This is a genomic window from Ferruginibacter sp. (assembly GCF_028288465.1).
Classification (GTDB): domain Bacteria; phylum Bacteroidota; class Bacteroidia; order Chitinophagales; family Chitinophagaceae; genus Ferruginibacter.
Window position 1 is genome coordinate 219,133 of record NZ_JAQBNR010000005.1, and the last position, 23,804, is coordinate 242,936.

The window sequence follows — 23,804 nt, forward strand, 5'->3', positions numbered from 1 at the left end:
GCGGTACAGCAGTTTATAAACCATCTTATAATTTATCACTTTATAAATCGCTTCAATCTTTAAGGCCATGCATTTCACCCGTTGCAATGCGTTTTTTGCAGGCTCGCTTCTAGGTGTTTTTTTCATGCGGAGGTTATCTATCAACAACTGACCATAAAATGATTTTTTTATTGAAAGCCGATTGGTTTATTTTTAAGCATGGCTTTAGCATAATTGCCATTGCCAGATTTATTTATCCAATGCAGTTAAAGATTGTTTTGCTAAACATACATGTATGAATACTTCATTAACACAAGAACAGATAAACAATTATCAAACGGATGGTTATTTGTTGGTTGAAAATTTTTTAACAGAAGAAGAATTATCCTTCTGGCGTACCGCAGTTACCGAAGCAATTGAGCAAAGGGCAGGCAGAAAAATGCCTAACAGCGATACCAAAGTCGGAGAAGATGATGGCATCAATAAAGAGAGCGATTATTATGGAAAAGTGTTTGACCAGATGCTGAACCTGTGGCAAACAAATGATAAGGTAAAGCAGATTATGCTGGATGAAAAAATAGGTAAGATGGTAGCCACATTGGCGGGCTGGAAGGGGACAAGAATATGGCATGACCAGGCATTGATTAAAAGGCCATGGGCCAACCCAACTTCCTGGCATTTGGATACCCCTTTCTGGTCGTTCAGCGACAGAACTGCTCTATCTATTTGGGTAGCGCTGGATGATGCGACTTATGAAAATGGTTGCCTGTATTTTATACCCGGTTCTTTTCACCAAACAACTTTTGAGAATCCCGGCATCGGAAAAAACATGGATGCCGTATTTGATTTTTATCCGCAGTTTAAACAATCCAAATCAAAGGCAGTTCCGATGAAAGCCGGTAGTTGCTCCTTTCACAACGGGCTTACCATACATGGTGCTGGCCCCAATATGACCAATGGTTTCAGAAGGGCGATGACCTGCGCTTACATGCCCGACGGCGCCACGTTCAATGGTATAAAAAATATACTGAGTGATGAACAGGTGGCTAAACTAAAAGTGGGAGATTTATTAAATGATGATCAGCAAAATCCATTGATTTATAGTGGTACATTAGCATCCCAATTGTAATACAATTATGCATTTGAGCAAATTCAACTATTTAAAAGGCATAGCCCGGACGCCCCTGTCATTTTTTTTGTGTACGTGTTGCCTGCTCTTTTATTCTTCAGCAATAGCTCAAACTGCAAAGCTGCCTTTTATGCCCACGATGCAGGAACTGAACCAACCTTTCAGCAAGTTGGATGAGGCATCATTCCTGGCGCCACCGAAAGTGTTTCATCCGCAAACCTGGTTTCATTATATCGGCGGCAATGTTTCCAAAGAAGGGATCACAAAAGACCTGGAAGCAATAGCCAAAGCGGGCTTTGCAGGCATCATGCTTTTTCATGGCCAGTTTGGCGGACAGTGGCCCGGTGTTGAAACACAAATCACGAGTCTTAGTGCCAATTGGGACGATGCTGTAAAACATACCGCATCAGAATGTCACCGGCTGGGGTTGGTCTTTTCAATGAACAATTGTCCCGGATGGGCAACATCGGGAGGCCCGTGGATTACACCTTCCAACGCAATGCGAAATATTGTTTGGAGTCGCACCGATATCGACGGAGGAAATCTTGCTACCAACATATTATCGGTACCACAACCCAGTGCAGAGCCCTGGCGGGATTACAAAGATGTTACTGTGCTTGCGTTTCCCACACCATTGGGCGACTCAGGAAAGCCGCTTGTGCCACAGTCCATAACAAGCAATGTAAAAGATGTTGACTGGAAACCTTATTTAAGTGGACAGGCAAAAAAAGATATTGATTTATTACCGGCTGATCCCGGCAAGCCTTATTGGGTTGAAGTAAATTTTCGTAATCCTACAGCAATCCGCAGCGTCGAGTTTTCAAGCGTGCAGGGGTTTAACCACCGCAGAAATTATGAGCCCGGCGTCAAAGTCACCATACAGGCTGTGCTGGATAACGGAAATACAAAAGACATTCTTATAATGGACATGCCGCAGTCAAGCTGGCAGGATGATAAGCCAATCACACTGGCCTGTTCTGAAATTGCCGGTGCAAAAAAATACCGCATTTCCATTTTCAATAAATACAATATGGCGTTGGGTTCTCTGCGCCTGTTTTCTGCTGCAAGAAAAAATAGCTGGGAGTCGGAAGCTGCGTGGACATTGAGGAGCATTGAACGTGTTGGGCAGCATCCGAAACAATCACCTAAGGCATTTATCAATCCGGATAATATCCTGGATATTTCGGATAAGATGGACAAGGATGGAAAACTGCATTGGACAGCGCCAAAAGGCCAATGGACCATTCTTCGTATTGGCCATGTAAATTCCGGCAAACAAAACGGTCCGGCTCCAAAAGAGGGTACGGGTTGGGAGGCCAACAAACTATCCACCACCGGAGCAGATGCACATTTCGCAGGCTATGTAGGTAGGTTATCCGGGGCTAACGGTCCTCTCGCCGGCGGGTTGCTGGATGCCATGCTGATAGACAGTTGGGAATGCCACACCCAAACATGGACACAGGATATGGAAAAAGACTTTAAAGATGTTTCCAGCTATCCGCTGCGCAAGTGGCTTCCTGCATTGCTGGGTTATGTTATAAAAGATCATGCAACAACCGGCCGTTTTTTAACCGACTGGCGTAAAACCATCAATCATCTTTTTACCAACAACTATTACGGACGCATGGCTTCGCTGGCAAGAAACAACGGGCTGCATGTTACTTATGAAACAGCTGCGGGGGATGTATTGCCCGGCGACATCATGGAATATTTTAAATATGCAGATGTACCGATGGCAGAATTCTGGCAACCGATGAGCGACGATTATGTAGGCTCAATCAATTTTAAACCCATCAAGCCTACTGCTTCTGCTGCAAGAATGTATGGCAAGCCCCGTGTGGCTGCGGAGGCTTTCACATCCTTTGCATTGACATGGGATGAGCATTTTGAAATGCTGCGGGAAGTGGCCAACTGCAACACGGCAGAGGGCGTAACACACTATGTTTTTCATACGTATACACACAATCCTGAAATGCCTTTTCTTCCACCGGGCACATCGTTCGGTGCAGGTATTGGTACACCATTTCTGCGTGGACAAACCTGGTGGCAACACATGCCCGGCTTTACCGATTATTTATCACGCTGCACTTATATGCTGGAAAGAGGCAAGCCGTTAAGTGATGTGTTGTGGTATTTGGGAGATGAGCTTAACCACAAGCCAGACCAGAAAGCGCCTTTTCCTGAAGGATTTAAATATGACTATTGCAACCCTGATGTATTGCTGAACCGGTTGAAGGTAGACAATGGAAACCTGGTTACACCCGAAGGAATTCAATACCGCGTACTTTGGTTACCGGATGCGCCGCTCATGTTGCCGGAGACACTGGAAAAAATTCATTCATTAATTCAGCAAGGTGCAAACGTGGTGGGCGAAGCGCCTGTTGGCCTCGCAACGCTTTCCGGTGGAGCTGCGGCCAGGCAAAGATTTGATGCTGCAGTGAAAGCTATCTGGGGTACAGGCAAAAAGGGAATCAGGAAAAATGGTAAGGGATATATTGTATCGGGTATTCAATTGGATGAGGCATTAATTGCATTAAAGATAGCACCCGATGTTACCGGTGGCGATGCGCTGTGGTTGCACCGCAGGGCAGATGGTGCTAACTGGTATTTTATCAGTGCACCAAGGGGCAAAGGATTTACCGGTGAATTGAGTTTTCGTACCAACGGCACTGCCGAACTTTGGGATCCTGTTACCGGAACATATCAGGGAATTGAGACTCATCAAAGTGGTGATCGTACGTTGATCAAACTCGACCTGGTGAAATCCAACGCCTGTTTTATCGTGTTTAGAAAAAATGGCTCGCCATCAACTTCATCAACACTTGTAAGTAATAAGGATAAATCAACTATACAAATTGCGGGTCCCTGGACACTCAGTTTTCCGGCAGGTTGGGGAGCACCGGACTCTTTACAATTACCTGGTTTAATACCATGGAAAGACCTGGATCTTTCACCGGAAGGAAAAGCATTTTCAGGTACCGCAACCTATACCACCACTTTTAATGTGAGCGATGCAGCAACTTCGCTGGAATACCTGCTTGATCTGGGCAATGTTGATATGGTTGCGGCTATAGCTATCAATGGTACACAGGTCGGTTCGATATTAGCGCCACCATACCGCATACATTTAAAGAACCTGGTGAAGCAGGGGCAGAATACCATTTCGGTACAGGTAACCAGTACCTGGTTCAATCGCCTCGTGTTCGATGCAGGGCAACCAGCCGGCAAGCGTAAGACATGGACGATTGATGGCCCTGGCAAAAGCGCACCCTTGCGGCCATCAGGATTAATGGGGCCGTTGATGATAGAAGTGAGCAACATGAAGTAACATAATCATTTAAAGGAGGAACTCGTGAATAAGAGTTATTGGATTCACATACTCAAATTCTTTTCTTTAAATGTTAACCGGTAATTATTTTGAAAATGAAAATAAGTTCAATGATCATCAAGACACGATTGCCTTTAATTTTTTTCTTTGCCTGTTATTGTATTGTTTCAACCAGTAACAGTCTGGCACAATCCATAAAAATCAGCAATGATACAAAAGGAAAAAAGATTGAATTTGGGAATGAAAAAATGACTGTCACACTTGATTATGATAAGAAGGTAAATGTATCCTCATTGCTGATAAACGGGCAGCAGGTGATTGAAGGCGATGCAGGCATTTACTCAGCCATCAAAACAAGCAACCGAAGCTATTCAACTTTACAACTTTTATCACAGCCTTCAGTCAGCACTACCAGTAACACCATTAAAATTTCAGGTATCACTTACGGTGACAAAGCGCTTACAATAAATGAAACCTGGACTTTTACCATCAGCAGTGCTAATATAAAATTGTCAATGGACAGAAGCCTGTCAAAAGCCATCGTTGCTGAACAGGTAGCATTGCCCGTTTTTATTTTTACCAATATGGAGACATGGGAAGGCGCTTACCAGGATTATGGCGGGCTTGCATGGTTCTATCTTTTTAATAAAAAGCTGGATACTTATGGCGTACACAGCAGTTCTTCACAATTCTGGAACAGCAAGACGGGCAATGGTTTGAGCGTGTCGGTATCTGCGCCAGGCAAACAAGTGGGAATGGATTACAGCCGTACTGCGGAGGATAAATTATCCTATACAATAGCAGTTGCTCAAAAAGAACTGGAACCACGTTTTGATTCCGGTACGCACCGCAGACGTTTCATTCGTGACAGGGCAGATGTGTGGGCGCCTGTAAAAATGAGCGCCGGCAAAACCAGTCAGTCTGTTACACTTGGGTACTTTGATTTTAAAGAACAATATGGCCGCGGAAAACTGGTTGGTGTAAACGAAGACCAGGTAAATGCAGTGTTGAATACCATCGCCCGGATTGGCGTTATTGACAAGGAGCATTTTGGTGGTAATAGCTGGCACACACCGTACGGACCTATTTGTTTACATGAACAATATATTGCGCAAATGGGCCTTGCCATCAACGATAAAAAATATTTAAAGGGCTATCAGCAGTGCCTGGATTTTTACCGCGATAATGCTTTTAAACCAGATGGACGTGTATGGCCGAGATGGGCTTATAGCAACGAGGACGCCATGCCGAAAGGATTTACCAATAAAGGTTTTTATGAAGCGCAGTGGGGCTACCTGTTGGATTCAAACCCCGACTTTGTTACCAACGTGGCGGAACTGTTTGACCAGACCGGTGACGCAGCGTGGGTAAAAACACAGCAACAGGCCTGCGAAAAAGCGTTAGACTGGATCATCAAAAGAGACAGTAATCACAATGGTTTGGTTGAAATGATCACCGATAGTCATACGCAAAAAAGAGGCAGCGACTGGATAGATATCATCTGGGCTTCGTATGAAAATGCTTTTGTAAATGCCAAGCTGTATCATGCGCTGGTGTTATGGGCGGCCATAGAAAAACAACTGGGCAATGCGGGTAAACAAAACTACTATGAGCAGTTTGCAACCAAATTAAAAACCAGTTTTAACAAGCCAACAACGGCCGGTGGTTTTTGGGACGAACAAAAAAAATGTTACATCCACTGGCTGGATAAAGATGGTTCGGCACATGGAAACAACATGGTTACGCCGGTAAATTTTATGGCCATTGCGTATGGCATTTGTGATGATGACGCGAGGACAAAAACTATCCTGGATGATATAGAAGTGCAGATGCAGAAAGAGAACCTTTTCTTTTGGCCGCTATGTTTGTATACGTATGCGCCGGGTGAAGGCAACGACTGGCAATTTCCTTTTCCAAATTATGAAAACGGAGACATTTTTTTATCATGGGGATCGGTTGCAGTGAAAGCATATGCTGCATACAAACCTGAGTTGGCGTTGAAATATGTAAAAAATGTGTTGGCACAATATGCAAAAGATGGGCTGGCTTTTCAACGATATGCACGGGCAAAGCAAGACGGGCAGGGAGATGATATCTTGTCGGGCAACAGTTTGTCAGTAGTTGGTTTATACCAGGGAATTTATGGTATCAATCCATTGTACAACCGTTTCTATCTGGATCCACATATCACCAAGGACCTCGAAGGAACGGAAGTAAAATACAATTACAGAAATCAAAAATTGACGATTGATCTGGCTATGGATAAATATGCAGTATCAAACAACCAATTTAAACTTTTAGATAAAAGCGATTTTGGTTTTTATGGAAGTAAAAATGAGCTGCTGTATTTTCATGGAAACAGTGAAGTGGCTACTTTAAAAATAGCAACGGCGGCAAACCTTTCCGTTGAAATAAAAGAATGGGACAAAAATGAGATGATATGGACCCAATCTTCAAAAGATATTGCTTCACACCAACTTATTTACCAGGTGAATGATCTTAACCCGAACAGCACCTACAGCTTCTCAATAAACAACAGCATTATCAAACGTATGACAAGTAATAGTAAAGGCCAGCTCGTACTACCTTATAAAACCAGTACCAACACAGAAGAGATTAAAATATCCAAAATTTAAAAACGATGATTGGTGAGAATAAATTAAGGATCATTTTTTTTGTTGGGTTAATTCTTTTATGTGGTATTTCATCCAGTGGGCAGAACTTAAATTCATTTAGCAAATCATTTATATCTCCACCAGCCAACGCAAAGCCAAGAGTGTACTGGTTCTGGTTATTCAACCGGTTGAATAAGCAAAGTATAACACGTGATCTTGAAGAGTTTAAAGCCAAAGGAATCAGCGGCGTCAATATTATTTGCACGGGAGGGTATGGGGGCACCGGAGCCATGTTGGGTGTGAAGTACCAGGGCAGCGATTGGTGGGAGCTTTTTCGTCATGCTGTCAGAGAAGCTAAACGAAACAATATTGAATTGGGCTTCAACCTTTCTGCAGGCGGCTGGACGATGGAAGGGCCCTGGGTTAGCCAGGATAATGCAATGAAAAAGGTGGTGCAAACAGAATTGAAAATATCCGGGCCTAAGAGAACGGCTGATAAAATTCCAACCCCTGTTATTGTCGATAATTATTACCACGATATATGTGTACAGGCATTTCGGATACAAGCCAATAAAAAACAAATTGAACCCAATACCGTAATTGATGTAACCGATAAAATGAAAGCGGGAGGTTTGTTCGAATGGGACGTGCCGGAAGGCGAATGGGTGATATTGCGTACAGGTTATACATTGACAGGCCATCCGTGGAGTAAGTGGTGGGCTTATCCCACGGCTCCGCAAGCTGATACTTTTGAAGGAGGAGAAGGGTACGAAATTGATTATTTGAGCAAGGCTTCATTGGAGGATCATTTTAATCATTTGGGAAAACCGCTTATTGAAGAAGCCCGTAAAGCGGGTGGTAAAATCAATTATTTTTGGTCGGATAGCTGGGAATGTGGAAAGCTCACCTGGACACAGGATTTTCCCAACCAATTCTATAAATTTCGGGGCTATAATTTAATGCCCTGGCTGCCCGTACTTGCAGGGTATACTGTTGTCGATTCAATAATTTCCGCAAGATTTCTGGACGATTTTAACAGAACTATCCAGGATTGCATCGCAGTAAATTATTATGGGCATTTCGCAGAATTATGTCATAAATATGGAATCAAAGCAGGCAACGAGGCTGGTGGTCCAAACGACATTCCACCGCAGGATGCATTGAAAAATCTTGGCCGCAGTGATATCCCTGCAGGAGAATTTTGGGTAAACGGTCATTACAAAGCCCCGGGCGGTTATAACCAGGACAGGAGGCTGCGGCTTAATCTTAAACAAACTGCCACAGCGGCACATATTTATGGAAAACGGGAAGCGATGGCCGAATCGTTCACGCAGCAGGAAGCAGACCGTACCCACTGGTCGCTTGGTCCATCCGACCTGAAACCTTATGCCAACGATGCATTTTGTGAAGGGGTCAACCGGATTATGTTGCACCAGGCTACAAGCCAGCCACCATCCGATGGCAAGCCTGGTTATGAATTTTGTGCTGGTCAGCATTTTACTCCAAATATTACCTGGTGGCAGCAATCGCCGGCATTCTTTTCTTACCTGTCGCGTTGCCAGTACATGCTGCAACAGGGTAAGTTTGTGGGGGATGTTTGTTTCTATCTTGGTGAGCGTACGCCCACCCTGGCGCCGCCGAAATACCTGGTAGCTTCACTTGGATCTGGTTATGATTGCGACTATACCAATGCAGAAGTATTGCTTACGCGGATGTCTGTTAAAAACGGGCGCATCGTACTTCCTGATGGTATGAGCTACCGGCTGCTGGTGCTGCAAAATTGCACTTCGCCATCAGCAGAAATAAGTAAGCAGGTGGGAGATTACCAGCAGCTGACTATTTCTCCGGTTCCATCCAAAGCCATGTCTGTTGAAGTAATTCAAAAAATTCGTGCATTAGTGCTCAATGGTGCAACTGTTCTTGGTCCGCCACCGGTGATGTCTGCCGAACTGAAAAATTACACGACCGACGATGAGACCGTTCGCAAGATTGCAGCTGAGGTATGGGGCGACTTGGATGGAAAAACAAAGGTTGAAAGACAGTATGGTAAGGGTAGGGTGATTTGGGGTAAAACGCCACGGGAGGTTCTTTTAGCCGATGGGGTGAAGCCTGATTTTACTTACACAGACCAGGCAACTCAGCCGGATAAATTTGATTATATCCATCGCACAAATGCTGAAACGGAAATATATTTTGTTGTTAACCGCACCAGTCAAAAAGCAACATCCGATTTTACTTTCCGCGTTTCGGGTAAACAACCTGAAATATGGAATGCTGTCAGCGGTGAAATGCAGCATGCAAAAGCCTTTAGCCAGGAAGGTGGCAGTACAACATTGCCGCTGGAATTGTATCCCTTTGGTTCATATTTTATCATCTTCAGGAAACCTGTTCCTGTTAATACTGCCGGTCAATCGAAATTGAATTTTCCGAAATTCAAATTGCTAAATGAACTCAGCGGTCCATGGAAAGTTGCATTCGATACGGTTTGGGGAGGCCCGAAAGAAGTGGAGTTTGCCAAACTTATAAATTGGACTGAACGGTCGGAAGAAGGCATCAAGTATTATTCGGGCAAAGCTGTCTATCGCAAATCATTCGACTTAAGCAGGGAAACAATTGAAAGTCTGAAAACAGGAAATAAAAGCGGCAGGCTGTTGCTTGATTTAGGCAATGTTAAAAATGTAGCGGCAGTTCGTTTGAATGGAAAAAATCTGGGGATACTTTGGTGTGCGCCATGGAGAGTAGATATTACAGAGTATGTAAGGCAAAGTGGCAACCGGCTTGAAGTGGATGTAATTAATCTTTGGGCAAACCGGGTTATCGGAGATTTAAGACTGCCCAAAGAAAAACGTTTTACTAAAACACATGAAAGGTTTCGGTTTGATATGATTCAACAAAACACACCACTACTGGATGCAGGGTTGCTGGGCCCGGTAAATTTTTTGATAAGCTCTTTAGACTAAAAAATGTATGCACTTAAAAATACTTTGCCCGCAATGGGGGCATGAACATTTGCCGGCGGAAGATTTTTTTATAAAAGTAAAAGCAGCTGGCTACGACGGTGTTGATACGTGGATGCCCGAAGATGAACAGGAACGTAAACAGTACATCCGCCTGTTACAACAATATGATCTGGCAATCGTGAGTCACCAGCACCAGGCAAAAGGAAATACGATAGATGAATATTGCCAGTCTTATGAATATTATCTAAACATGTCGATGGAATGTGGGCCGATACTCATCAACTCACATTCAGGCAGGGATTATTTTACATTGGAGGAGCAACTGCGGGTGATAGATGTGGCGGAAAATTTTTCGGTAAAAAATAATATCAGGATAGCCCATGAAACCCATCGCGGTCGCATCGGTTTTAGTCCGGGCAATGCCAAGGAATTATTTAAGCTTAGACCAGATATGAAGATAACGGCTGATCTTTCACATTGGGTTTGTGTTACAGAAAGTTATTTGGAAAACTTCCGGGAAGCGCTGGCAGCAGCCATTGTAAGAGCGGAGTACATTCATGCAAGGGTAGGGTTTACAGAAGGTCCGCAGGTGCCCGATCCGCGGCAACCCTTCTGGCAGGAGCAGCTGCAATTCTTTTTAAAAATATGGGAACAGATATGGGAGCATCAAAAATCAACCGGCACAAAAACATTTACGATGACACCCGAGTTTGGTCCGCCACCCTATATGTGGACGGACACAGCAACCAATGAACCAGTTGCCAGCCAATGGGACATCAATGTATTTATGAAAGATTTGCTGAAGGAGAAATTTGGAGGGGACAGCATACAGCAAACAGCGAATTATTAAATGGATTCAATTGGCAGTCTTAATTGCAGTTTCAATTGCCACGCCCTTCAGGGCGTGGGGAAAAAAAGTAATTTTTTAGATGGGCTTTAGCCCGATATATTATTACACTAAAGTGAATGAAGTTTAGCTTCTTAATTATAAAATGGATTGTACAATTATTTTTATCTCACAGGTGAATAAATGCAATGCTTACAGGAAAATAAAAGCCGCATGATGCGAATAGGTACCGTTTTACTTTGTTGTTTATTTTTTTATCGCGAGGTTGATGCCCAGCTAAAAGAGCCATACAAACCGCTGCACGGTGGAAGCTATTCCGGTAAGGCTGTGCAGGCTTCGCCAGATCCGTTAATACGTTACCAATGGAAAAACCCAAAGGCAGCGGATTCCTTGCAACTATATTTTCTTCAGCCAAAAAAAATAACGGGCATTCCTGTTCAGTCATTTGTTCAAAATGCAAACTCCATAACTGTAAACGGAAAGGGCGACCTGTTATTTGATTTTGGAATGGAAAGTGCCGGCTGGATTGAGTTTAAATCCGATGATTTGGCGGATAGTGTGGAGATGAGCATCAGTGAATACAATGAACCGGCTATTGTAAATGCAGGCGCACAAAATGCAGTGAAGACAAAACGGCCTGTGAAGTATGGTAACCGCTACAGGCTTCAATTAAATGAAGAGTTGTATGAAGGTGTTCGCTTTGCGTGGATACATGTAAAACAGTTTTCAAAGCCCTGGCACATAAAAAACGTGCAGTTGGTTTGTCAGGTAAAACCGGTCAATTATAAAGGTAGTTTTTATACCAATGACACCATGCTGAACCGAATTTGGTATACAGGAGCCTGCGTGGTAAAACTGAATATGCTGCAGGATTATTTTGGTGCGATACTGATGGAAAGAAGCGACCGTCATTCCTGGACTGGAGATGCTTATCCTGCGCAAGCCTCTGCCCTGGCTGCTTTCGGCAACTATGATGTGGTTAAAAAAAATATTGCTTTTACATCCGGACAGGATAATGGCATTGCTGCTTATTCTGTGTACTGGGTATTGAGTTTGATAGATTATTACAATTACACGGGCGACGCAGAATTTTTAAAAGCCTATGCAGCCAATGCAGACCGAAGACTGGAAAGAGCTTTTCGTGAATACGATACCTTACCAAATCTCGGCTTTATGGGCTGGGATGAAAGACTCGGCGCAGGCTTTGAAAATCCACAGATCAGGGAAGCACAAAATACATATCGCATGCTTTGCATCAACGGCTGGCGCCAGTTTGCCAAAGCCATGTTATCTATCAACGAAAACAATCTTGCAAAAAAATACCAGCAATACGCAGCAGAAAAAATAAAGCAACTGCTGGCAGATAAAAAGATAGCGGATCAGTTTGGAATACATGCTGTTTCCGAAGCAATCAATGCGGAACTTATCAATGAATCTGTTATTCATCCTTTGTCAGCCTCTTTATTTGGCGACCGGTTGAACCGGCTTTCTTATTCGCCCTTTAACCAATATTTTATTATCCAGGCGATGGCATTGGCAGGTCAGGATGATGTTGCACTTACTACAATAAAAGATTGCTGGGGCGGACAAATTGCTTATGGCGGCACCAGCTTTTTTGAAGTGTACAGGCCTTCCTGGAATGCCATATTAAATGCGAATGATGCGCCGCCCAATAACCAGTGTGGGTACACAAGCCTGGCGCATCCATGGGGTGCAGGCGTTACCAAATGGCTCACAGAAAATGTGCTCGGTATACAACCTGTAAAGCCCGGTTTTAAAAGGTTTACCATCATCCCTTTTTTAAAAGACAGTTTAACGCAGGTGAAAGGCACAATGCCCACACCTTTCGGAAATATTGCTGCCAGTTTCAACATCCAATCCGGCGACTGCGAAATAACAATACCACCCGGAACTATTGCGGAGAGAGTGGGTTTGCCAAAAGGCGGCAGGCCGATTGATAAAATCACCGTTAGTAAAAAACTGCCAGGCAATTCCGTAGGCTATCGGATAGAAACCATTGGTAATACAGATGAAGACAGCAATTATATTTATCTGAAAAATGTACAAGCGGGTAATTACAAAATTACAATTACTTACAAGGCCTTAAATGCGTCGCGTGTTTTGCCGCTTGAACCATTCAACTATATAATCCAATCATTTGCGCAGGACAGCACAACAGGCGGTAACTGGACAAGGAAGTTTGGAAAAGACGGGTATGTATTATTTGGCTATCCTGATTCAACCGGTTCAAAAAAAATATCATCGTATATTGATAGTGTAACGCTTAAAAAAAATGCCATCGTAATTTGGGATTCAATTTCTCCTGATGAAGCGGTGCTTGAAAATCCGAATTCGAAAAAGCAAATGGCTGCAGCCATTATTACAAGAGATCCTGAAGCAACCAATCAAACTATGACGATTGATGTTGCAGTGAAAGGCAATCATCCCTACAAGTTAACCATGTATTTTTTAGATTGGGATAAGAAAGACAGGAGAAGTGCTATTGAAATTTTTGATGCTGAAACACTCAATATTATCGCACCCGTTCAATTGATCAATCATTACGAAAAGGGAAAGTATATCAGCTTTATTTTTGACAGATCAGTAAGGATAAGGGTGAACCATGTGAGGGGACAAAATGCGGCTGTGAGCGGAATTTTTTTTGATAGTACTGATTAAAAATAATTATTTGGGAAAGGAGAAATATCTATTAAATCAAGACTGTAATCAGTTCAAAATAATAAGATGACAATACATAACAAACATGGTTTTTTCTTTCAGCTGCTAAGCTTTGTAATCATTGTGTTGCTGTATAGTTGCAGCAAGCATTTCAGCAGTTTACAAAAATCAAGGGTTGCAACAAGCGATCCAATAAAAGCCGGTTTTATGAACCCTCCTGAATCTGCAAGGCCGGGCGTGTACTGGTATTTTATGGATGGAAACCGCACCAAAGAATCCATGACCAAAGATCTTGAATCGATGAAAAAAGCAGGCATTGGAAACCTGGTTTTTTTAGAAGTAAATGTTGGTGTGCCGAGAGGCAAGGTTGATTTTTTAAGTGAGGAATGGCAGGACCTTTTTAAGCATGCAGTTAGAGAAGCAGAAAGACTGGGAATAGAAATTACGCTGGGTGTTGGTCCGGGATGGACTGGCAGCGGTGGCCCATGGGTACCTGCGTCACAATCGATGCAGCACCTCGTTAGCAGCACGCTATTGATCTCTGACACCAGCAGGCAACCAATTAAATTGCCTTTGCCACTGCCAAAGAAACCTTATTTTGGTGAGGGCGGTTTTACGCCTGGGTTAAAAAAACAGTGGGATGATTTTTATAAAGACGTAGCCGTGCTCGCCTTTCCAACACCGGCTGTAAATAAAAAAATTACAGATGGAGAAGAGAAGGCATTGTATTACCGGGCACCTTATTCTTCTGCGCCGGGCACCAAAGAATTTTTGCCTTCCCTGGCAAATTACGAAGCAGTACCAAAGGACGCTGTAATCACATCCAATACCATTATTGATCTTACCAATAAATTATTACCAGACGGAACGCTTGACTGGAAAGCGCCACAAGGCAAATGGACCATCATGCGTTTTGGAAGCCGCAACAACGGGGCCGTTACAAGACCGGCACCTATACCCGGGCTGGGTTTTGAAGCCGATAAATTTGATACCATTGCGCTGGAGGCACATCTTAACCAATACATAGGAAAGCTGCTTAAAAAAATTGGTCAGCTGGATACATTGTCAGGAGGCGGTTTGAAGAAAATACACATGGATAGTTGGGAGATGGGCGCTCAAAACTGGACGGCACAATTCAGGCAACAGTTCATTAAAAGAAGGGGCTACGATCCCTTGCCTTTTTACCCGGTGTATGATGGCAACATCGTGGGAAGCCTGGAGATAAGTGAACGCTTTCTATGGGACCTGCGGCAAACTTCGCAGGAACTGGTACTGGAAAATCATGCGCAATATTTAAAGACCTACGCACACCGCCATGGCTGGAAATTATCCATTGAACCGTATGATATGAATCCTGCTGCAGACCTTGAACTCGGTGCTGTTGCTGATATTCCTATGTGCGAATTCTGGAGCAAGGCCTTCGGTTTTAATTCTTCTTTTAGTTGCGCAGAAGCTACTTCCATTGCGCATGTAAATGGCATACCGCTGGTGCCTGCAGAAGCCTTTACGGCAGATGACCGGGAAGGTTGGAAGCAATACCCGGGCTCGATGAAGGAGCAGGGCGACTGGGCTTTTGCAGCCGGCATCAACCGGTTTGTGTATCATACATTTCAAAGCCAAACCTTGCCGGATAATTTAAAACCCGGCATGACGATGGGGCCGTATGGCGTTCACTGGAACAGGAGTCAAACCTGGTGGCCGATGGTAGGCGGATATCACAACTATATTTCCCGTTGCCAGTTTGTGCTGCAGCAAGGCAGGGCCGTTGCAGATATTTTGTACCTCACACCGGAAGGCGCACCGCATGTGTTTCGTCCGCCCCATTCGGCACTTATTGGTGAAGAGCCAATCCGTGATCGCCGGGGCTTTAATTTTGACGGATGTTCTCCGGGTCAATTATTGTCTGCAAGTGTAAAGGATAACCAGGTAGTTTTTCCGGGAGGCGCTGCTTATAAAATACTCGTGTTGCCGGCTGTACAAACCATGACGCCCGCTTTACTTGAAAAAATAAAAACATTGGTTTATGAAGGTGCGATAGTCGTTGGTTCACCACCAATGAAATCACCGGGGTTATCAGGCTATCCCGCATGTGATGAACAGGTAAAGCAACTGGCGCAAACCATCTGGGGTACAACAGTAGTTCCGGATAATCAATCCATCCATACTTACGGAAAAGGCAAAGTGGTATGGGGAAAGGCTGCGGCAGCTCAACTCGAAGGATTCTATCCCAATTATGATTTTACCGCAGCTTTATTAAAAGACATGCAGGTGGTCAATGATTTTGAATCAGCTGCCTCATTGCGTTATACGCACCGTATTACCGCTGACCAGGATATTTATTTTGTATCCAATAAAGCCAGCCAGTTAGTTAATACAACTTGTCTTTTCAGATCACAAAAAGGCAGACCAGAGTTGTGGGATCCATTGACTGGCGAAATAAAAATATTGCCTGAGTTTTCGAAAGCCAATGGTCAAACAAGTATACCATTGCACTTTGATGCTTACCAAAGTTTTTTCATTGTTTTTAAAAATGATACCACTCAATCAGCAGTTCCTGAAAAGACAAATTTTCCTGTCAGTAAAAATATAACCACCTTAAATGCAGCATGGACGGTGTCTTTTGATCCTGATTGGGGAGGCCCGAAAAAAATCACATTCGATTCACTTATTGACTGGACCAAACATCCGGAACAGGGAATTAAATACTATTCTGGCATTGCTACCTACAAGCAAGCATTTGATGTGGATGGTGTTGTTAAAACAAAAAACAACCGACTTTACCTGGACCTTGGAGAAGTAAAAAATATTGCCCGGGTAAAGTTGAATGGCAAAGATCTTGGCGTGGTTTGGACCGCTCCCTGGAAGGTAGAGATTACGTCAGCAGTAAAAGAAAAAAATAATCATTTGGAAATTGAAGTCGCTAACTTATGGCCCAACAGGCTGATAGGCGATGAGCAGTTTCCGGACGATGGCATTAAAAATGAGCAATGGCCGGATTGGTTATTGAAAGGCCAGCCAAGAACGAGTGGCAGGTTTACGTTTACCACGTTTAAGCATTATGAAAAAGGAGCGCCGTTGTTTAAATCGGGATTGATTGGACCGGTTACGATTCAGCAGGCTGAGTTCTAAGATTAGGAAGTCTTAACCTACCCCGACGGCGGCTTTCAGCCCCGTCGGCGGTTAAATAATAATCCTGGGCATGAAAGTTTTTATTCAACCTCCGTCAGGGTTTATAACCGCTGACGGGGTTATGCTGAGGATGAAATGTATCGATATATGATAATTTTCCATTTGCAGAAAGTCAGCATACTTTTTTAATAATGATTTAAATATTCCTAAAAAATAAGATTACGCTTTATGTTCAACTCTTTGTTTTTTTGCCTGAACCACACAAAAAAAGTATTGTTCGGCGCAAGCTTGTTACTCTCTTCTGCGAATGTTTTTGCGCAACATGCGCCTGTTAAAAACAGCAATGCATTTGCACGTTATGCCAACATGGAAAAAATATTTCTTCATCCAAAAGATGCTGTGCAGACAGGCGTTTACTGGTACTGGTTGTCGGGCAATATTTCTAAAGAAGGTGTTGTAAAAGATTTGGTGGCGATGAAAAAAGTAGGCATTAACCGGGCATTTATAGGAAATATAGAACAGCCAGATGTGGCACAGGGAAGGGTGAAATTTTTATCACCCGAATGGTGGGATGTTATGCATACTGCATTGAAGACCGCCACCAAATTAAATATCGAAATAGGTATTTTTAACAGCCCGGGCTGGAGCCAGTCCGGCGGCCCGTGGATAAAGCCCCAACAATCGATGCGCTACCTGGCAAGTTCAGAAACGAGTGTGAAGGGAGGTAGCCATGTCTCTATCAAACTAAAAAAGCCAACAGAGCAGTTTCAGGATGTAAGGGTGATTGCTTTTCCTAAGCCAAAAGATTACGATGCAAACATAGCAGACAACTCGCCCAGGCTTACAAGCCCGTCTCTAAAAAATGTGCAGGCTTTGATGGATAAGGATACGGCTACAGAAGTAGCCATTCCGTTGGACAGCGTTGTAACTATCAACATACAAACTGACAAAGATTTTGAAGCAAGAAGCATGGTGTTGTATCCTTCACACCGCCCAATTATCGTCCATATACAATTGCAGGTAAATGCCGGCGACAGTTTTAAAACCGTTAAGGAATTTACCATTGACCGGAGTAATAGTGCTTTGAATGTTGGCTTTGATCCTTATGGGCGCATAGCCGTAGCGTTGCCTTCGACCAGTGCAAAATCATTCCGGTTAGTTGTCAGCAATCTTAAAACCAACTATACCACGTCATGGGGACCTGCACCCGATTCCACCTCCGGCATCCAGGAACTGCAGATTTTATCTTCACCAAAAGTGGAAAACTATATTGAAAAAACGCTCGCTAAAATGAGTCAAACTCCGTTCCCTTTATGGGGACAATATTTATGGCCTGATCAAAATAATACAACAGATAAGCAACTGGCGATTGACCCTGCAGCAGTAAAAGATATTTCCAACCTGATGTCGGCTGATGGTGAACTGAATTGGGATGCACCAGCAGGGGAGTGGATCATTGTTCGCTCTGGCATGGCGCCAACCGGCGTTACCAATTCGCCTGCACCACCCAATGGCACCGGGCTGGAAGTAGATAAGATGAACAAGGATTACTTGGCCTGGCATTTTGATGCGTTTCTTGGCGGGATAATAAAACGTATTCCCGCTGAAGACCGCAAAACTTTTAAAATAGTTGTACAGGATAGTTATGAAACCGGCGGCCAAAACTGGACCGACAACATGATCGGAAAATTTAAAAAAGTGTATGGGTATGACCCTGCGCCTTACATTCCCGTGTTATATGGTAGCGTGGTGGGTAGTGAAGAAATGTCGAACCGTTTTTTGTGGGACCTGCGGCGTTTTATAGCCGACAAAGTTTCGTTTGAGTATGTGGGAGGGTTAAGAGAAATTAGCCATAAACATGGGTTAACCACATGGCTTGAAAACTACGGCCACTGGGGCTTTCCGGGCGAATTTTTGCAATATGGCGGACAGTCGGATGAGATAGGGGGTGAGTTTTGGAGCGAGGGAGATTTGGGTAATATTGAAAACAGGGCAGCTTCTTCTTCGGCACATATTTATGGTAAAACAAAAGTTTCCGCAGAATCGTTTACCTGCGGAGGTGCCGCCTATTCAAGATATCCTGCAAAGATGAAACAGCGGGGTGACCGCTTTTTTACCGAAGGGATTAACAACACCGTGATGCATGTGTATATCGGGCAACCTTATAACGATAAACTACCCGGGGTGAATGCCGGTTTCAGCAATGAATTTAACCGCAATAATACCTGGTTTAATGATATGCCTTTGTTTACTGATTATTTGAAGCGCTGCAATTTTATGTTGCAGCAGGGAAGGTATGTGGCAGATGTGGCCTATTTTATTGGAGAAGATGCGCCCAAAATGACCGGTGTGTGCGTCCCGGCTTTACCCAAGGGATATTCATTTGACTACATCAACGCCGATGTGCTGAAAGAACGCATTAGAGTAAAAAATGGCCGGCTGGTTTTACCCAACGGTATTACTTACCGCATGTTGGTATTGCCTAAACTAACAACCATGCGGCCTGAGTTGCTGGCAACGATTCAGCAGATGGTAAAGCAAGGAGCGGTAGTATTTGGACCTGCACCCAAAAGTTCGCCAAGTCTGCAAGATTTTGCAACGGCAGACGAACAGGTATCAAAAATGGCTAAAGAAATGTGGGGTAATATTGACAGCACATCTGTAAAAGCAAATCATTACGGAAAGGGGATGGTGATCAGTGGCATGGATTTGCAGGAGGCGCTGACGATGATCAATGCTGCGCCGGATTGTAAAATAAATGGTGATGATTCGGTGTTGTTTATCCATAGAAAAATTAATACTGATGATGTCTACTTTCTTTCCAATCAAAAAAATAAAGCCATCAGTTTTAATGCGGCCTTGCAGGTAACCGGCAAACAGCCTGAGTTGTGGAACCCGGTAACAGGAGAGCATCGTGTGTTGCCCGCTTACTCCATTGATAAAAATGAAACTACCATCCCATTAAAGCTGTACGAAAACGAAAGTTTATTTATTGTTTTCCGAACACCAGTGCTAGAAACTACTGAAGCAAATACGGCAGCAAATTTCCCCGCACAAACTATCGTCACTGAAATAAAAAATCCATGGCAGGTAAGTTTTGATGCAAGCCACTGGGGGCCTGCAAAGCCGGTTACTTTTGACACGCTGACCGACTGGACAAAAAGCGACAACCACAAGATAAAATATTACTCCGGTACCGCCATCTACCACAATAATTTTACTGTTGCTAACCCGAAAAATAATCAACGCATATGGCTTGACGTGGGAGCCATGAATGCCATGGCTACCATAAAAATCAACGGCGTTGAAGCAGGCGGAGTATGGACTGCACCTTACCAGCTTGACGTCACGAAGTTCATTAAACAAGGCAACAACACACTGGATATAGCCGTGGTGAATACCTGGGTTAACCGGCTGATTGGAGATTTGCATCTGCCGGAAAAAGAACGTACAACATGGACAAATGTAAACCCTTACACAGTTGATTCTCCGCTGGAGCCCTCGGGTTTGCTGGGGCCTGTGTTGATAAAAGCGGAAATTAAATAGTTCTTGTTACTCCGCTTTATTTTTCATCATCATCAATAATGAATAGGCACCTTTGGTTACAAATTCGGCCGTGGCCAAATCGCTGTTTGCAGGTATGGTAATCTCGGTGAATCCATTTTCACTTTCGCCCGTAGTTATTTCTGTCATTTCAAACTGATTATTGCCTTTCACTTTATACACATATTGTTTGCTTTCAAAGCGCACAATGGCATCTGTCGGCAGCGCAAAAGCCTGGTTATTTTTTACTTCAATTTCTGCATTCATGTAGGTCCCCGGAACCAGCGTCTTATCGTATTGTTCAAAATGACAATGCACTTCTGTATTGCCTTCCATGGAAAGATCTTTGCCAATCAATAAGATTTCGCAGGCGTATTTTTTTTCAGGATTATTGTTGGTATATGCGATCAATTTTTGACCGATGTATAATTTGTTGACATTTTTTTCAAACACTTTTAATGCCAGGTGAATATCAGATACATTGATCAGCTCAAACAGCACTTCGGTTGAAGAAACATACTTGCCGATGTTTACATTCACTTTGGAAACGTAGCCATTGATGGGAGAATAAATGTTAATACTTGGAGAAATGGTTGTTTCATTTATTTTGCTGATGTTAATACCTGCCAGCTGTAATTTCGCCGCCAGCGAGGTCATCAATACCTGTTGACTTTTATAATCCGCTTCTGCCTGCTGGTAAACTTTGTCGCTGCTGGACTGGCTTTGGTTTAGTTCTTTCTGCCGCTTGTATTCATTTTCTAAAAAGCCGATTTTTGCTTTGGCGGTTAAATAATCCTGCTGCAGCTGAATGTACTGCTGGTCCTGCATCACTGCTATTACCTGGCCTTTATTTACATGCATACCTGGGAGCAATTGCGTAGTTTTTAAATATCCTCCCAAAGGAACGCTGATGGATACCATGTTTTGTGGAGGTACATCTATTTTACCGTTTAATTTCAGCACAGATGAAATTTCACGTTGTTCCATTTTGCCCGTTGCGATGCCGGCATTTTTGAGTTGCTGCGATGTTAATGCAACGCCTTTTTCTTCTCCGGCGGCCGCTGTTTTTTCTTCGCTGTCGTTCTTTGCGCCGCAGGCTGAAAGGACGATGATTACCGATGCAAAAACTATGATGTGTTTCATTATTAAATGATTATTGGTTGTTAAAATAATTGAGCTGAATAATGGATTCGTTCAGATTTTTAATGGCTTCCGTGTAGTCGCTTTTTACAACCACCGATTGGTTGATGAGCTGCACCCACTCAAGGTAATTGATGCTGCCATTTGCCAGTTGCAGGTTGGCAGTACTGGTAATAAGCGAAGCATTTTTTAAGGCAGCTGTTTCGAAATACTGCACTGTTTGTTTGTATTTATTATACTGCGCAACAGCAGCAGCATACTCCGACTGAATATTTTGCATGCCGGCAGTATAATTGTGTGCTGCTATTTGCCTGCTGAATTTAGCGCTGTTTATTTTTTCTTTTTGCGCTTTGGCAAACAGGGGAATACCAATGCCGATTTGTATAGCATTAAAGCGTTTGCCACTTCCATAAATTTTATTATCGGCACCTGTGCCCTTTATACTTGTGTTACTGTAACCGGCAAGCAAATCAGGCAACAGTTTGCTTTTTTCGACGTCAATAGATGCGAGGGCTATTTGCTCCTGTTGTTGTATCAGTTGCATGGAGGCGTGTTCTCTCAACTTCGTGGTGTCTGCAGTAGCGGCCAGCTCCATTTTTACAGGTTCTGGCTCCGGAACAAACAGGGTAGTGGTGTTCAGGAGCAATTGAAACTGTAATTGCAATACGGCAACATCCTGTTGTAATTGTTGCTGCTGTATATGGATTTGTCCCAATTGTGTTTCAGCACTTACTTTTTCCAGCAAATTACTTTCGCCTTTTTCCAAACGTAAAGCTGCCTTTTTGTAAAACGCTGTGTACAGGCTGTCTAAATATTGAAGCAGCTGTTTTTTTTGCTCAACATACACCATTGTATAAAATAGCTGTGCTACTTGTTTTTTAAGTACCGCTTTTTTTACAGCAACGTTGAGCAGGCTGCTTTTCCATTCCTGCTGCAACAATTCTTTTTGGCTGGAATAAACTTTTGGAAGACTAAAATTTTGTGTGATGCCAAATTTTGTATCGGTGTAAATACTGTTTATCTGCCCCGCGTCGGCCAAAATGTTTGTCTTTGGTAAAGCCGTAGCTGTATTGATCAGTAACTGCTGGTACTGGGCTTTCAACTGTTCATTTTTTACCAGCAGATTATTCTTCAGCGCAGTATCAACAGCGGCTTTCAGGCTAACCGGCACCTGGGCTTCGGATATCCCGCAGATAGCGCAGATGACCGCAGATATTATTAGTTGTTTCATGAATGGTTTGCTTTTTATAAAAATTGTTTGGTGATAATGTGGACATGCTTACCTGAAAAAGACGGCGGGATCAGGGAATACTTTTCTCCCGCATATAGTCTATTTCGGTTGCTTCTTTTTTTTCATTCCTCCCTTCTCAAAAATCATGTACAAAACCGGCAATACGAACAGGGTTAGAAATGTCGCAATCAATAAGCCGCCAATTACCACTGTGGCAAGTGGCCGCTGTACTTCTGCACCTGCACCGTTGCTTATGGCCATCGGCAAAAAACCCAATGACGCCACACAGGCCGTCATCAATACAGGTCGTAATCTAACCTTTGTGCCCATCAGTACGATTCGTTTTAGATCAGTCAATCCTTCTTTTTTCAGCCGGTTGAATTCAGCAATTAATACAATACCATTTAACACGGCCACACCAAATAATGCAATAAATCCAACCCCTGCACTGATACTGAAAGGCATGCCCCTGATGGCCAAAAACAGAATACCCCCGATTGCAGATAACGGAATAGCCGAATAGATAAGCAGGCCCTGTCTTACAGAGGTAAAGGCAAAATACAACAACAGGAATATCAATAAAAGGGATACCGGAACGGCAACCATCAAACGTTGTTTGGCGGCATTGAGGTTTTCAAAAGCTCCACCATAGGTTATGTAGTACCCCGCCGGGAATTTTAATTGTTTTTCTACCTTTTGCTGCAGTTCTGTAACAATGCTTTGTACATCTCTGCCCCGCACATTAAAACCCACTACAATTCTTCTTTTGGCATCCTCCCGTTGTATCTGGTTAGGGCCTTCCTTAATCTGTACATCAGCCAACTGGTACAATGGTATCTGGGTGCCTTGTGGTGTTGGTATCAGCAGGTTCTGTACATCTTTCAAATCTTTTTTTAAATCACCTTTTAAACGTACCACTACGTCAAAACGCTTTTCGCCTTCAAACAACATCCCCGTGCTTTGGCCTGCGAATGCGGTATTTACAACCCGGTTAATATCAGCAATATTGAGATTGTATTGCGCAATGATGTTGCGATTGTAATTGATGATGATTTGGGGCATGCCAGACACAGCTTCCACATATAAATTTTTTGCTCCTTTCACGCTGCTTACAATGCCTCCGAGTTTGGCAGCATACGCAGCCAGCGTATCCAGGTCTTCTCCAAAAATTTTGCATACAACATCCTGCCTTGCACCCGTCATCAGCTCAATAAAAAGCATTTG

11 protein-coding genes are annotated in these 23,804 nt (G+C 43.4%); 8 read left to right on the top strand and 3 right to left on the bottom strand.

All coding sequences use genetic code 11. The features are described 5' to 3' along the window. The first annotated feature begins 274 nt into the window (after nt 1-274). The 8 genes from JWR61_RS03235 to JWR61_RS03270 all read left to right on the top strand — a co-directional run bounded on the left by JWR61_RS03235 (nt 275) and on the right by JWR61_RS03270 (nt 20,212). Entirely contained in the window at nt 275-1,108 is an 834-nt protein-coding gene (locus JWR61_RS03235; protein WP_301926419.1) for a phytanoyl-CoA dioxygenase family protein, read from the top strand. Nucleotides 1,109-1,238: 130 nt separating this feature from the next. Beyond that, on the top strand, nt 1,239-4,436 hold the full coding sequence (locus JWR61_RS03240) for a glycosyl hydrolase (RefSeq protein WP_301926420.1): 3,198 nt from the start codon (nt 1,239-1,241) through the stop codon (nt 4,434-4,436). Between the two features lie 110 nt (nt 4,437-4,546). Further along, nucleotides 4,547-7,072: a hypothetical protein gene (locus tag JWR61_RS03245; RefSeq protein ID WP_301926421.1), complete on the top strand. Its 2,526-nt coding sequence runs from the start codon at nt 4,547-4,549 to the stop codon at nt 7,070-7,072. Between the two features lie 5 nt (nt 7,073-7,077). After that, nucleotides 7,078-10,011: a glycosyl hydrolase gene (locus JWR61_RS03250; RefSeq protein ID WP_301926422.1), complete on the top strand. Its 2,934-nt coding sequence runs from the start codon at nt 7,078-7,080 to the stop codon at nt 10,009-10,011. A 7-nt stretch (nt 10,012-10,018) separates the two neighbouring features. Next, entirely contained in the window at nt 10,019-10,861 is an 843-nt protein-coding gene (locus JWR61_RS03255) for a sugar phosphate isomerase/epimerase (protein ID WP_301926423.1), read from the top strand. A 210-nt stretch (nt 10,862-11,071) separates the two neighbouring features. After that, a complete protein-coding gene (locus JWR61_RS03260) occupies nt 11,072-13,537 on the top strand; it encodes an alpha-L-rhamnosidase C-terminal domain-containing protein (protein WP_301926424.1) in 2,466 nt (821 codons plus the stop codon). 66 nt (nt 13,538-13,603) lie between these two features. Further along, nucleotides 13,604-16,666 (top strand): glycosyl hydrolase, encoded by a 3,063-nt coding sequence (locus JWR61_RS03265; RefSeq protein WP_301926425.1) that lies wholly within the window; start codon nt 13,604-13,606, stop codon nt 16,664-16,666. 228 nt (nt 16,667-16,894) lie between these two features. Then, nucleotides 16,895-20,212, top strand: a complete 3,318-nt coding sequence (locus JWR61_RS03270; protein ID WP_301926426.1) for a glycosyl hydrolase — start codon at nt 16,895-16,897, stop codon at nt 20,210-20,212. Between the two features lie 6 nt (nt 20,213-20,218). Here the strand turns inward: JWR61_RS03270 and JWR61_RS03275 are convergent, their stop codons facing one another. The 3 genes from JWR61_RS03275 to JWR61_RS03285 form a co-directional block, all read right to left on the bottom strand. Next, entirely contained in the window at nt 20,219-21,352 is a 1,134-nt protein-coding gene (locus JWR61_RS03275; RefSeq protein ID WP_301926427.1) for an efflux RND transporter periplasmic adaptor subunit, read from the bottom strand. Between the two features lie 10 nt (nt 21,353-21,362). Further along, nucleotides 21,363-22,580 (bottom strand): TolC family protein, encoded by a 1,218-nt coding sequence (locus tag JWR61_RS03280; RefSeq protein WP_301926428.1) that lies wholly within the window; start codon nt 22,578-22,580, stop codon nt 21,363-21,365. A 99-nt stretch (nt 22,581-22,679) separates the two neighbouring features. Next, on the bottom strand, nt 22,680-23,804 hold a 1,125-nt coding region (locus JWR61_RS03285; protein WP_301926429.1), incomplete at its 5' end, for an efflux RND transporter permease subunit.

Coding starts and splice junctions, on each gene's coding strand:
- JWR61_RS03235 (WP_301926419.1), top strand. CDS start 275: ATGAATACTTCATTAACACAAGAACAGATAAACAATTATCAAACGGAT.
- JWR61_RS03240 (WP_301926420.1), top strand. CDS start 1,239: ATGCCCACGATGCAGGAACTGAACCAACCTTTCAGCAAGTTGGATGAG.
- JWR61_RS03245 (WP_301926421.1), top strand. CDS start 4,547: ATGATCATCAAGACACGATTGCCTTTAATTTTTTTCTTTGCCTGTTAT.
- JWR61_RS03250 (WP_301926422.1), top strand. CDS start 7,078: ATGATTGGTGAGAATAAATTAAGGATCATTTTTTTTGTTGGGTTAATT.
- JWR61_RS03255 (WP_301926423.1), top strand. CDS start 10,019: ATGCACTTAAAAATACTTTGCCCGCAATGGGGGCATGAACATTTGCCG.
- JWR61_RS03260 (WP_301926424.1), top strand. CDS start 11,072: ATGATGCGAATAGGTACCGTTTTACTTTGTTGTTTATTTTTTTATCGC.
- JWR61_RS03265 (WP_301926425.1), top strand. CDS start 13,604: ATGACAATACATAACAAACATGGTTTTTTCTTTCAGCTGCTAAGCTTT.
- JWR61_RS03270 (WP_301926426.1), top strand. CDS start 16,895: ATGTTCAACTCTTTGTTTTTTTGCCTGAACCACACAAAAAAAGTATTG.
- JWR61_RS03275 (WP_301926427.1), bottom strand. CDS start 21,352: ATGAAACACATCATAGTTTTTGCATCGGTAATCATCGTCCTTTCAGCC.
- JWR61_RS03280 (WP_301926428.1), bottom strand. CDS start 22,580: ATGAAACAACTAATAATATCTGCGGTCATCTGCGCTATCTGCGGGATA.